This window comes from Burkholderia sp. BCC0097, assembly GCF_902832985.1.
GTDB lineage: Bacteria > Pseudomonadota > Gammaproteobacteria > Burkholderiales > Burkholderiaceae > Burkholderia > Burkholderia orbicola.
In genome coordinates, this window is the sequence record NZ_CADFDM010000005.1 from 495978 (window position 1) to 507684 (window position 11707).

Consider the following 11707-nt stretch of genomic DNA (forward strand, 5'->3'; position numbering starts at 1 on the left):
GACGATGCTCAGCTAATTGTGAGTTACTTCTCAGCCGGCAAGACGGTGTATCGAAAGGATACAATGTCGTCGAAACCATTGAGTGCCGTATAAGGTTTGTCAGTGCGAATCCTTATGCTGAAATCACACATTTTCCCGATGTGCTCTTCAGTCAGCGTGATCGTCTTGTGATTTTCCTTCTGCCAATCTTCTGGCTTGCCAGTGCGTGCAATTGAGTACTCAAGTTCCCCTCCGTGGGGATCGGTTGAAGTGACGCAGAACTCGATAGTGTCGCCGACACGCAGTATCTGCTCTGCAACCACCATGTTGCCGCCGTGAGGGCAGGGATAGCTATTTCCCAGACTGTCCTTGATCGCTTCGATAACAGCAAAATAATTATCCACGTTTTGCCCTTTTCCACGGTACTGCATAATCTGGATTCGCAATTCGCCGGAAATGCCTGCAATTAAGCATTTCTGTTGATTCGTAAGTTCGCGTCTGTGTGCATTTGGGTCGCGTAGCTTCTCCATTTGCCCTAGAAAAATCTCTGTCGTTTTAAGATCGCCAAATACATCGATAAATCCATCGTTCCAGTGTTTTTTTATAATTGTGTTGATGTCGTAGAAATCGGAATAGTAAAGTAATCTACCGTCAAGTGCCTTTCCAGAGAGCCTTTTTTTCTCGGTCTCCTGCCGCTCCTTCCACCGCTCAACTCTCTCCGTGCTCACTTTCAAGTTGCTAAGCCACTGAGGGCCGAATTTGTTCTCGAGAACAATCTGAATTACATCGCGCATCGAGTTTTCAAGCAGCTTAAGCTCGGTCTCCGCGTCGATTTCAATTGCCATACGCGCTCCGTGATTGTATGACTACATTATTGCGTTTCAGCTTGGGATCGGTAAGGGCGCATCCCCAGAAACATGAGTATACGTCTGACGTAGCTCTGCGCGCGGGCCTTACCAAAGAAGGCGTAGGTACTGCTGCATCATCGGTTACTGGTGGGGATGCTCTCGGTACCCCCATCTTGCAGTGCCTCTTCTTCGACGTCGTCGAGCCAATTCGCCCACGCTTGCATCATCTCCCGACGCTGCGGTAAGTACTTTGCATGGTTGTACGTCGAGCGAGTCCTGTCCTTGTCCTTATGCGACAACTGCATTTCAACGACTTCGTCCTTCCATCCCATTTCATGGAGGTTGGTCGACGCAGTTGCCCGAAAGTCATGGCCAGTTATGGGTTCAGGGTTATCCGGAACCATGTAATCGATCGCCCGGTTGATCGTTGCGCGACTCATGTGTGGGCGCTTTCGATTGCTATGCAGAATCGGCAAGATATACCCGCGATTTCCGTACATCTCCTGCAACTCGCGCAGCAATTTCACCGCTTGCGAGGGAAGGGGAACGATGTGCAGACGTCGTGACTTGATCTTTTCCGGGGGTACCTTCCACTCTGCGGTTCCCAGGTCGATTTCTTCCCATCGCGCACGGCAAAGCTCGATCGTTCTCGGAAACAACATCATCAGCAATCGAATCGCAATCTCGGTTCGTCTGCTCTTGTAGGTTGGAAGCTGGCGAAAGAGTCTCTTCAGTTCTTCACGGCTCAACGCCCGAGCATTCTCTGTCGGGGGTTTCAGGACCGAGCCACGCAGCACCGATGCGGGATCTGTATCGGCTCGCAGTGTGATCACCGCATACTGGAACACGTTGGACACGTACTGGCGGAGTTTGATCGCCACGGAAGGCGAGCCGCGCTCTTCGACCCGACGCATCAAAGCAAGCACGTCATGGGCGGTAACAGAGCGCATGGGGCGGTTCCCGATGAACGAGTACGCATCGGTTTCGAGCATGCGCAGAATCTCGCCAAAGTGCCGCTCGGTCCACGTCTTCCTCTTCTTCTCAAGCCACTCGTCGCTGACGGCGCGAAAAGTTGCTTTGCCTTCGTCGATACGCGCCGACAGCACTTCCTGTCGCGCATGCGACGGGTGCAGTCCCTTCTTGACGAGTTCGCGGGCGTCGTCACGCGCCGCGCGTGCGTCTTGAAGGCTAATCGTTGGATATTCGCCGATCGCGAAGAGATTCTCCTTCCCCGCAATTCGGTACCTGTATCGCCAAAGCTTGGAGCCGGACGGCTTCACCAACAGATACAGTCCATTGCCGTCAGTAAGTTTGGTAGGCTTGTTGCCTGCCTTCGCTTGTCGGATCTTGATGTCGGTAAGTGGCACGGTGAAAAAGGGGGTATCGTCTCTGGATGATCGAAATGATACCCCCTTTTATACCCCCTTTTTTCTCGGCCGGACACGATTTCCGGCGAACGCAAGCGAACGGTGAGCGGGCGTAAAGTGCCCAACTGGTAAGGGTTTTGGGCAAATGACCGAACCAACACGAACAGGAGCAACCGAAGTGATCAGACATATCGTCATGTGGAAGTTGAAGGAATCGGCCGAAGGCACGACGCGTGCGCAGAACGCGCTGAAGCTGAAGGAAAAGCTCGAAGGTTGCCGCGATCTCGTGCCGGGCACCTTGCAGATCGACGTCGGCTTGGCGACCCCTGGCCTCGACGCGACCGCCGACATCGTGCTCGTCTCCGATTTCACCGACAAGGCCGCGCTCGACGCGTACCAGGTGCATCCGGTTCACCAGGAAGTGAAGAAATTCGTCGTCGCGGTGGCTGAATCGCGCGAATGCGTCGACTACATCGTCGACGTCGCACGATGAGCGACGCGGCAACCCCGACGGAAGGCCCGTCGATCGAAAGCCCGTTCGTCGATCTGCTCGGCGTGCAGCTCGTGTCCGCGAAGGATGGCGCGAGCGAAATCGTGCTGCCGCTCGAGGAGCGTCACATGAACACGTGGAGCATCGCGCACGGCGGCGTGACGATGACGCTCGCCGATATCGCGCTCGCGATGGCGGCGCGCAGCCTGACCGACGACGGCGTCGGCGTCGTCACGGTCGAGATGAAGGTGAACTTCATGCAGCCGGGCCGCGGCGAACTGCGCGCCTACGGGCGCGTGATGCACCGCTCGACGACGATGGCCTACTGCGAAGGCGAAGTGCGCGACAGCGACGGCAATTTCGTTGCGAAGGCGCTCGGTACGTTCAAGTACATGCGGCGGCTCGCGGTCGGCCGCGACATCAAGCGGCAACGCTCGCGCACGGCGCCGGACGCGCAGCCCGGCCCGAGCGACGCGTAAACACGCCCGCCATGCACGGCCCTGTCTCGTCGATGAGGCAGGGCCGTTTCGTTTTGCAGTCCGGATGCCGGCACGCCGTGCGCTGCGCCGGTCTGGCCCCCACGTGGCATCATGTCACGCTTGTCCGCTTTGTCCGTTCACGGCGCCACGCCGGCGCCGTCCACACCGATGCCGCTGAATCCGAAGATCGCCCAGGTGCTCGACATGATCGAGCGCGCGAAACGTCCGTCGTATCACCATCAGACGCCGCAGCAGGCCCGCGCCGCGTACGAGAAGAGCGCGCCGATCCTCGACGTCGCGCCGGCGCCGATGCATTCGGTGGAGGAATGCGTCGTGCCGACGCGCGACGGCCGCACGATCGGTGCGCGGCTGTACTTGCCGGTCGCGCCGAGCCTGGCGGAGCCGCTGCCCGCGCTCGTCTACTACCACGGCGGCGGCTTCACGGTCGGCAGCGTCGACACGCACGATGCGCTGTGCCGGATGTTCGCGCGCGATGCGCAATGCGCGGTGCTGTCGGTCGGCTACCGGCTCGCGCCCGAACACAGGTTTCCGACCGCGGTGAACGACGCGGACGACGCATTGCAGTGGCTGCATCGCGAAGCCGCCACGTTCGGTATCGACGCCGCACGGCTGGCGGTCGGCGGCGACAGTGCGGGCGGCACGCTCGCGACGGTCTGCGCGGTGCTCGCGCGCGACGCGGGCATTCGTCTTGCGCTGCAACTGCTGATCTATCCGGGCGTGACGGTCCACCAGGACACCGCATCGCACGCGCGGCTCGCCAACGGCTACCTGTTGACGCAGGACACGATCCAGTGGTTTTTCACGCAATACGTGCGCGATCGCGCGGATCGCGATGACTGGCGTTTCGCGCCGCTCGACGGCACGCGCGATGCGCCGTCGTTCGCGGGTGTCGCGCCGGCGTGGATCGCGACGGCCGAATACGATCCGCTGAGCGACGAGGGCGCCGCGTACGCGGACAAGTTGCGCGCGGCCGGCAACGCGGTCACGCTGGTCTGCTATCCGGGGATGATCCACGAATTCTTCAAGATGGGCGGCTACGTGCCGGAAGTGCGGGCCGCGCATGCCGATGCGGTCGCGGCGCTGAAGGCTGCATTCGACGAGGTTTGACGGCGAGCGCCCGAAGGCGCGCACGCGGCGGGAGGATGGCGATGACGAATGGCGCGGGCGGGGTGGAAACGGGCGACTGGACGGTACTGGGCGGCGACGCTGCACGGATACGCGACGCGGTGTTCGTGCGCGAGCAGCAGATTCCGCCGGAATGGGAGCTCGACGACGACGATCCGCTGTCGTTGCATGCGGTCGCTTACCGGACCGACGCGGCGACCGGGCTGCGCCGCGCGGTCGCGACGGGGCGGCTGCTGCCGTCCGGCACGATCGGCCGCGTCGCGGTGTTGGCCGACATGCGCGGGCAGGGCGTCGGGTCGGCCGTGCTGAATGCGCTGCTGGACGCCGCGCGCCGCCGCGGTGAAGCCGTCGTGCGGCTGTACGCGCAGGATTCGGCGGTGTCGTTCTATCTACGGCACGGCTTCGCGGCGGTCGGCGAACCGTTCGTCGAAGCCGGCGTGCCGCACGTCGAGATGACGCGCGCGCCGTAGCGCGCAACGCGTGCGTTCAGCGCGGCCGTGCCGCGTCGATATCGAACGTGAACGCGCGCTCGAACGCGCCCGGACGGACGGTGCGGTGCGAGCCATCGTCGTCGCTGCGCTCCTTGACCTCGACCGTCAGCCGCACGCCTTCCTTCATCGTGACACGCAGCGCGGTGGTGCCGCGCGTGCCGTATTCGGGCGTCTCGATGAACGCGGCCGACAACGCGCGCTCGCGCTCGATCGGAATGCCTGTGTGCGGCAGTGCATCGTCGTCCGCGACGTGCGGGTCGCGCAGCAGCGCGATCAGTTCGTCGAGCGACGGGGTCGGATTGTCGGTGAGCAGCGTGCCGAGCTCCGCGCGCTTGCGCACGACTTTCGGCCAGGGCGTATCGAGCCGTGCATTCGACAGCGCATGCACGCCCGGCGCGATCGCCACGGGCGCGGCGACACGGCTTTCGCCCTCGGGCGCGCGGTTGCAGAACCACGCGAGTTCGCGGCGGCGCCAGTCGCCAACGAGCAGGTTGAAGCCGTTGTACACGGCCGCATGCTCGGCAAGCTGCGCGAGATAGTCGAGCGGCGCGACAGGCATGCCGCCGAGAAAGTCGGAGACCAGCTTGCCGCGGGTCGGCGCGCCCGCGCGGATGTCGAACGGCGCGCGGTAGTTGGTCAGCGCGGCGAAGCGGCCGTCGCGCGAGACGCCGAGCCACGTGCCCCCCGCTTCGAGATCGCGGCCGGCAAGTACGCCCGGCACGTCCTCCCACCACGAGAGCGGCGCGCTGGTCCGGCGAAAGAACTCGTCGCGATTGGCGGCGAGGGTAAAGACGGGACCGGCGGCGGCATCGGGCTGCCAGTCGAAGGCAATCAGACACATCGGGCGAATCTCTCGCAGGAAACGTCGGGCGCCGGCTGCGACTCGCGAGTCGGCGCCCGAACGGGTTGTCAGTGCATCACGCTTCGGTCGGCCACGCGTACGGCAGCGCGTCGAACGCGAGCGCCGGGCCGTCGGCCGAACCGAGGTGCACCGTGCCGCTGTCGAGCGCGGCGAGCTTGATCTCGACGAGCGCGTCGACGCCGCCTGCGGGCGCGGCCGCCGCGTTCACGATCATCCCGCACGGCTGGCCCGGGTCGTCGCTGTGGAACAGCTCGACGCCGGCATGCACGGTATCGGTCTCGCCGGCGACGTGCGCAAGCGCGGTGCGGCGCTTGATCGTGCCGCGGTACTGGCTGCGCGCCACCACTTCCTGGCCCGGGTAGCACCCTTTCCTGAAGTTAACGGCACCGATCACGTCGAAGTTGACCATCTGCGGCACGAACTGTTCGACGGCCGGCTGCGTGATGCGCGGCTCGCCCGCGCGAACGTCCAGCCAGTCCCACACCGCGGGCGACACGACGGGCAGCGTGCCGGCAAGCGCGGCGAGGCGCGCGTCGACTTCGGCGCGCGGGCCGATCCACAGATAGCGCTTGCGGCCGGCCGCATCGGGCACGCGGATCAGCGCGCCGGCCGCGCCGTCGACCTTCACGTGCACGCCGTCGGGCAGCGCATCGAAGATGCCCGACAGCGCGTCGCGCACGTCGCCCGCGAAGCCGGCCACCGCGAGCGTATCGCTCGCGTCCGTCAGCTTCGCCTTCGCGCGCAGCACGAACATCGACAGCCGCTTCTGCACGGCCGGCTGCACGTCCTTCGACACGAGCAGGCGCACATCGTGGCCGGCGCGCCACGTAAGGAACGACGCGAGCAGGCGGCCTTTGGGCGAGCAGTACCCGGACAGCCGGGCACTGCCGGCATCGAGATGCTCGATGTCGTTGGTGAGCTGGCTGTGCAGGAACGTCGCGGCATCGTCTCCGGCCACGTCGATCACGCCGAACTGCGGCAGCGGCATGCAGGCGGCCGGCGCATCGAAATCGGCGGCGGACGGGCGGGGGAAAACGGGGAGCGAGGCAGATGCGGCCTGGGCAGCCGGTGAAGCGAACGGTGTGCTCATGGAATGAGGGAACAGTCAACCCTGACTTTGACGGAGGCGAGCAAGTATTATATGGGTCTTACCTGAGTCACGTTTCCATGTCCCTACTGAAGAAATGCGCCGCGACGATCGTGGCGCTGGCCGTCGTCGTGGCCGCTGCCGGCGCGGGCGGCGGGTATTACTGGGCAACCCGGCCGCTGTTGCTGGGCTCGGCATCGCTCGACGTCACGATCAAGCCGCGCAGCAGCGTGAAGAGCGTCGCGCTGCAGCTCAAGCGCGGCGGGGTGCCGGTCGAACCGTTCGCGTTCGTCGCGATGACGCGCGTGCTCGGGCTGTCGAGCCGGCTCAAATCGGGCAACTACGAATTCAAGACCGGCATCACGCCGTACGACGTGCTGCAGAAGATCGCGCGCGGCGACGTGAACGAGTACGTCGCGACGGTCATCGAGGGCTGGACCTTCAAGCGGATGCGCGCGGAGCTCGACGCGAACCCCGATCTGGCGCACGCGACGGCCGGCATGAGCGATGCCGAGCTGCTGCGCGCGATCGGCGCGTCGGACGGCGCCGTGCAGCGCGGCAGCGGCGAGGGGCTGTTCTTCCCCGATACCTACCTGTTCGACAAGGGCACGAGCGACCTGAACATCTACCGGCGTGCATACCGCCTGATGCAGACGCGCATCGACGAGGCCTGGGCCGCGCGCACGCCGGGGCTGCCGTACAAGACACCTTACGAAATGCTGACGATCGCGTCGATCGTCGAGAAGGAAACCGGCCACGCGGCCGACCGCGCGTTCGTCGCGGCCGTGTTCGCGAACCGGCTGCGCATCGGCATGCCGCTGCAGACCGATCCGTCGGTGATCTACGGGCTCGGCGACGCGTACGACGGCCGGCTGCGCAAGCGCGACCTGCAGGCCGACACTCCTTACAATACCTACACCCGACGCGGGCTGCCGCCCACGCCGATCGCGTTGCCGGGTGTCGCCGCGCTACAGGCGGCGATCAATCCGGCCCCGACGAGCGCGCTCTATTTCGTCGCGAAGGGCGACGGCACGAGCGTGTTCTCGGATACGCTCGGCGACCACAACAAGGCCGTGGATAAATACATACGAGGTCAATAATGGCGAGCGGTAAATTCATCACGTTCGAAGGCATCGACGGGGCGGGGAAGACCACCCACCTGCAATGGTTCTGCGAACGTCTCCAGGGCCGGCTGGCGGCGGCCGGCCGGCAAGTGGTCGTCACCCGCGAGCCGGGCGGCACGCAGCTCGGCGAGAAACTGCGCGAAATCCTGCTGAACCAGCCGATGGATCTCGAGACGGAGGCGCTGCTGATGTTCGCCGCGCGGCGCGAGCACCTCGCGCTCGTGATCGAGCCGGCGCTCGCGCGCGGCGACTGGGTCGTGTCCGACCGCTTCACCGACGCGACGTTCGCGTACCAGGGCGGCGGCCGCGGGCTGCCGCGCGACAAGCTCGAGACGCTCGAGCGCTGGGTGCAGGGCGGGTTCCAGCCCGACCTCACGGTGCTGTTCGACGTCGCGCCGCAAATCGCGAGCGAGCGTCGCGGCGCCGCGCGCATGCCCGACAAGTTCGAAAGCGAGTCCGACGCGTTCTTCTCGCGTACGCGTGCCGAATACCTGCGGCGCGCGGAAGAGGCGCCGCACCGCTTCGCGATCGTCGACGCGACGCGATCGATTCCCGAGATCCGCCAGCAGCTCGAACGCGTGCTCGCCGCGCTGTAACCCGCAAGGAACGCACCACATGATCTATCCGTGGCAAACCGACGACTGGAACCGCCTGCAGCAACTGCGCGCGCAATGGCCGCATGCGCTGCTGCTGCACGGTCAGGCCGGGATCGGCAAGCTGCAGTTCGCGCAGCATCTCGCGCAGGGTTTCCTGTGCGAATCGCCGCAGCCGAACGGCGAGCCGTGCGGCGCCTGCGCGGCCTGCAACTGGTTCTCGCAGGGCAACCATCCCGATTACCGGATCGTGCTGCCCGAGGCGCTGGCGGGCGAGGCGCCGGGCGCGGCGGACGACGCGAAGCCGGCCGACGCGGACGAAGGCGGCAAGAAGACGCGGGCGCCGAGCAAGGAAATCAAGATCGAGCAGGTGCGCGCGCTGCTCGACTTCTGCGGAGTCGGTTCGCACCGCGGCGGCGCGCGCGTCGTCGTGCTGTATCCGGCCGAGGCGCTCAATGTCGCCGCGTCGAATGCGCTGCTGAAAACGCTGGAGGAGCCGCCGCCGGGCGTCGTGTTCCTGCTCGTGTCGGCGCGCATCGACCGCCTGTTGCCGACGATCATCAGCCGCTGCCGCCAGTGGCCGATGACCGTGCCGGCGCCGGAGGCCGCCGCCGCATGGCTCGCGGCGCAGGGTGTCGACCACGCCAGCGCGCTGCTTGCCGAAGCCGGCGGCGCGCCGCTCGCCGCGCTGGCGCTCGCGAGCGACGAGAACCGCCCGCTGCGCGACTACACGCTCGGGCAACTTGCCGCCGGTGCGGCGTGCGATCCGTTCGCCTGCGGCGAGACGCTGCAGAAGCTGCCGGTGCCGCTGGTGCTCGGCTGGCTGCAGCGCTGGCTGTACGATCTGCTCACGCAGCGGATGGCCGGCGCGCCGCGCTACTTCCCGACGCACGCGGCGGCCCTGGCGCGCTGCGCGGAAGCGGTCGACGCGAACGCATTCGCGCGCTTCATGAAAGCCGTGACGCGGCAGCGGACGGTCGAGAACCATCCGCTCAACGCGCGGCTCGTATTCGAGGAATTGTTTCTCGGATATCGGGAAATATTCGCTTGATCCGGCATTGTTTCCGATGGGTTGCGAAACGATGAGCGGATTACGCGGGGGCGCGACCGTGGCCGGCCGCCCCGCCCACGTCGCCCGGTGCAGCATGCCGGCGGGCGCATGAGCGCCCGTCTCACGTATTCAGGAAACACGATGTTCGTCGACTCTCACTGCCACATCAATTTCAAGGGCCTGGCCGATCGCCTGCCGGCCGTTCTCGAGAACATGCGCGAGCACGACGTCACGCATGCGCTGTGCGTGTCGGTCGATCTCGAGACGCTGCCCGACGTGCTCGCGATCGCCGAAGCGCACGACAACGTGTACGCATCGGTCGGCGTGCATCCCGATCACGAGGACATGCGCGAGCCGACGCTCGCGGAGCTGGTCGAGCTGGCCGCGCACCCGAAGGTCGTCGCGATCGGCGAAACCGGCCTCGACTACTATCGCCTCGAAGGCCGCTCGATCGCCGACATGGAATGGCAGCGCGAACGTTTTCGCACGCACATTCGCGCGGCGATCGCGACGATGAAGCCGCTGATCATCCACACGCGTTCGTCGTCGGAAGACACGCTGCGGATCATGGCCGAGGAGCGCGCGGACGTGCCGGGCGGCGTGATGCACTGCTTCACCGAGCCGTGGCCGGTCGCCGAGCAGGCGCTCGCGCAGAACTTCCATATCTCGCTGTCGGGCATCGTCACGTTCAAGAACGCGACCGACGTGCAGGACGTCGCGCGGCGCGTGCCGCTCGACCGGCTGCTGATCGAGACCGACTCGCCGTACCTCGCGCCGGTGCCGTATCGCGGCAAGCCGAATGAACCTGCGTACGTCAGCCATGTCGGACGCTTTATCGCATCCGAGCGCGGTGTCGCCGTCGAGGCGCTCGCCGATGCGACGACGCAGAACTTTTTCCGGCTGTTCAAGATCGCCCGCTAACGACGGGCGGGCAGCCGACAACCCAGGGAAGGAGCCCACAACAATGACGAAGCCGACCAACCATCTGCCCAAACGCGCACTCGTTGCCGCCGCATTCGTCGCGAGCGGGCTGTTCGCCGCCGCCGGCGCGCACGCCGAGTCGCTCGACGCGATCGTCAAGGCCGTCAAGTTCGACGACATCGCCGATATCGGCAAGCAACTCAAGAGCGGCAAGCTCGATCCGAACACGCTCGCGCCGAACGGCGATCCGATCCTCGTGATCGCCGCACGCGAGAAGTCCGACAAGGTCGCGGCCGCGATCGCCACGACGCCGAACGTCGATCTCGAAAAGGAAGACAAGGCCGGCGAAAACGCGCTGATGCTCGCGTCGCTGAACGGCGACCTCGGGCTCGTCAAGCTGCTGATCGACAAGGGCGCGGAAGTCAGCAAGAAGGGCTGGGCGCCGCTGCATTACGCGGCGACCAACGGCCAGGACGCGGTCGTCAAGGTGCTGCTCGACCACGACGCGTACATTGACACCGCATCGCCGAACGGCACGACGCCGCTGATGATGGCCGCGCGCGGCAACCATGCGTCGACGGTCACGCTGCTGCTCGACCAGGGCGCCGATCCGCAGGTGAAGAACCAGCTCGGCATCACCGCGCTCGAGTTCGCGAAGCACTACAACGCGCCGGACGCGATCGAGATCCTGAGCAAGCGGACGACGCGTATCGGTGCGGCGACGCCGGCAGATGCGCAAAAGAGTGCAAAATAACGTTTTTTGGTGCGGCGGCGTCTGTCCGCCGGGCCGGCCTCCGGCCGGCGCCGGGCATCCGGCGCCGCACCAGCCAGGGCAGCAGGCGGTTTCGGGCCGCATTGACATAAGAAGGAACACCATGTTGCGCGCAATGTTTTGTGCCGCGGCGTTTGCCGTGCCGTTGTCGGCGGCGGCTTTCACGGGCGCGGATCTCGACCGGCTGTGCGCGAAGACGGACGTCAAGTCGCGGGCGTCGTGCGCGGCCTATATCGAAGGCGCCGCCGACGGCGTCTACAACACGATCGATGCGATCGGCGGCACCACGGGGCCGCGCGTCGGCCAGTACTTCTGCCTGCCGCCCGACATCCGGGCGCAACAGATGACGGACGCGGTGCGCAAGTACATCGCCGAGAATCCAAAGCTGGCCGACTACAACGCGAGCACCGCGGTGTCGCTCGGTCTCGGCAAGGCGTTTCCCTGCAGGAACGGCAACTGATCTGACGCCGTGTCCGGGCGCGTGCATGGCCCGGACG

General features: G+C 65.4%; 14 protein-coding genes. 10 read left to right on the forward strand and 4 right to left on the reverse strand.

Annotated elements, in window-relative coordinates; translation table 11 throughout:
* Nucleotides 1-23: 23 nt before the first annotated feature.
* Together HWX07_RS19895 and HWX07_RS19900 are read right to left on the reverse strand one after the other, a co-directional pair.
* On the reverse strand, nucleotides 24-824 hold the full coding sequence (locus HWX07_RS19895) for a Swt1 family HEPN domain-containing protein (protein WP_175877420.1): 801 nt from the start codon (nucleotides 822-824) through the stop codon (nucleotides 24-26).
* A 137-nt stretch (nucleotides 825-961) separates the two neighbouring features.
* Nucleotides 962-2194, reverse strand: a complete 1233-nt coding sequence (locus HWX07_RS19900; protein ID WP_175877421.1) for an integrase arm-type DNA-binding domain-containing protein — start codon at nucleotides 2192-2194, stop codon at nucleotides 962-964.
* A gap of 178 nt (nucleotides 2195-2372) precedes the next feature.
* Here HWX07_RS19900 and HWX07_RS19905 point away from each other — a divergent pair, with 178 nt between their 5' ends.
* From HWX07_RS19905 to HWX07_RS19920, 4 genes are all read left to right on the forward strand, one after another.
* Nucleotides 2373-2687 (forward strand): Dabb family protein, encoded by a 315-nt coding sequence (locus HWX07_RS19905; RefSeq protein ID WP_175877422.1) that lies wholly within the window; start codon nucleotides 2373-2375, stop codon nucleotides 2685-2687.
* Nucleotides 2684-3163, forward strand: coding sequence for a PaaI family thioesterase (locus tag HWX07_RS19910; protein WP_006483907.1), 480 nt, complete (start codon nucleotides 2684-2686; stop codon nucleotides 3161-3163). The genes HWX07_RS19905 and HWX07_RS19910 overlap by 4 nt, the downstream gene beginning before the upstream one ends.
* 168 nt (nucleotides 3164-3331) lie before the next feature.
* Entirely contained in the window at nucleotides 3332-4291 is a 960-nt protein-coding gene (locus tag HWX07_RS19915) for an alpha/beta hydrolase (protein WP_175877471.1), read from the forward strand.
* Nucleotides 4292-4332: 41 nt separating this feature from the next.
* Nucleotides 4333-4779: a GNAT family N-acetyltransferase gene (locus HWX07_RS19920; RefSeq protein WP_011549631.1), complete on the forward strand. Its 447-nt coding sequence runs from the start codon at nucleotides 4333-4335 to the stop codon at nucleotides 4777-4779.
* A 16-nt stretch (nucleotides 4780-4795) separates the two neighbouring features.
* Here the strand turns inward: HWX07_RS19920 and HWX07_RS19925 are convergent, their stop codons facing one another.
* Nucleotides 4796-5641, reverse strand: coding sequence for an NRDE family protein (locus tag HWX07_RS19925; protein WP_175877423.1), 846 nt, complete (start codon nucleotides 5639-5641; stop codon nucleotides 4796-4798).
* Between the two features lie 76 nt (nucleotides 5642-5717).
* Entirely contained in the window at nucleotides 5718-6752 is a 1035-nt protein-coding gene (locus HWX07_RS19930) for a folate-binding protein YgfZ (RefSeq protein WP_175877424.1), read from the reverse strand.
* Nucleotides 6753-6829: 77 nt separating this feature from the next.
* Between HWX07_RS19930 and mltG the strand changes: the two genes are divergently transcribed.
* The 6 genes from mltG to HWX07_RS19960 all read left to right on the forward strand — a co-directional run bounded on the left by mltG (nucleotide 6830) and on the right by HWX07_RS19960 (nucleotide 11670).
* On the forward strand, nucleotides 6830-7849 hold the full coding sequence (gene mltG / locus HWX07_RS19935) for an endolytic transglycosylase MltG (RefSeq protein ID WP_011549633.1): 1020 nt from the start codon (nucleotides 6830-6832) through the stop codon (nucleotides 7847-7849).
* A complete protein-coding gene (gene tmk, locus HWX07_RS19940) occupies nucleotides 7849-8469 on the forward strand; it encodes a dTMP kinase (RefSeq protein ID WP_027810787.1) in 621 nt (206 codons plus the stop codon). The genes mltG and tmk overlap by 1 nt, the downstream gene beginning before the upstream one ends.
* Nucleotides 8470-8488: 19 nt before the next feature.
* Complete coding sequence (locus tag HWX07_RS19945) at nucleotides 8489-9517, forward strand: DNA polymerase III subunit delta' (RefSeq protein WP_175877425.1); 1029 nt, start codon at nucleotides 8489-8491, stop codon at nucleotides 9515-9517.
* 141 nt (nucleotides 9518-9658) lie between these two features.
* On the forward strand, nucleotides 9659-10438 hold the full coding sequence (locus tag HWX07_RS19950) for a TatD family hydrolase (RefSeq protein ID WP_175877426.1): 780 nt from the start codon (nucleotides 9659-9661) through the stop codon (nucleotides 10436-10438).
* Nucleotides 10439-10481: 43 nt separating this feature from the next.
* Nucleotides 10482-11192, forward strand: coding sequence for an ankyrin repeat domain-containing protein (locus tag HWX07_RS19955; protein WP_006478608.1), 711 nt, complete (start codon nucleotides 10482-10484; stop codon nucleotides 11190-11192).
* A 121-nt stretch (nucleotides 11193-11313) separates the two neighbouring features.
* Nucleotides 11314-11670: a Rap1a/Tai family immunity protein gene (locus HWX07_RS19960; RefSeq protein ID WP_011549636.1), complete on the forward strand. Its 357-nt coding sequence runs from the start codon at nucleotides 11314-11316 to the stop codon at nucleotides 11668-11670.
* The last annotated feature ends 37 nt before the right edge of the window (nucleotides 11671-11707 follow it).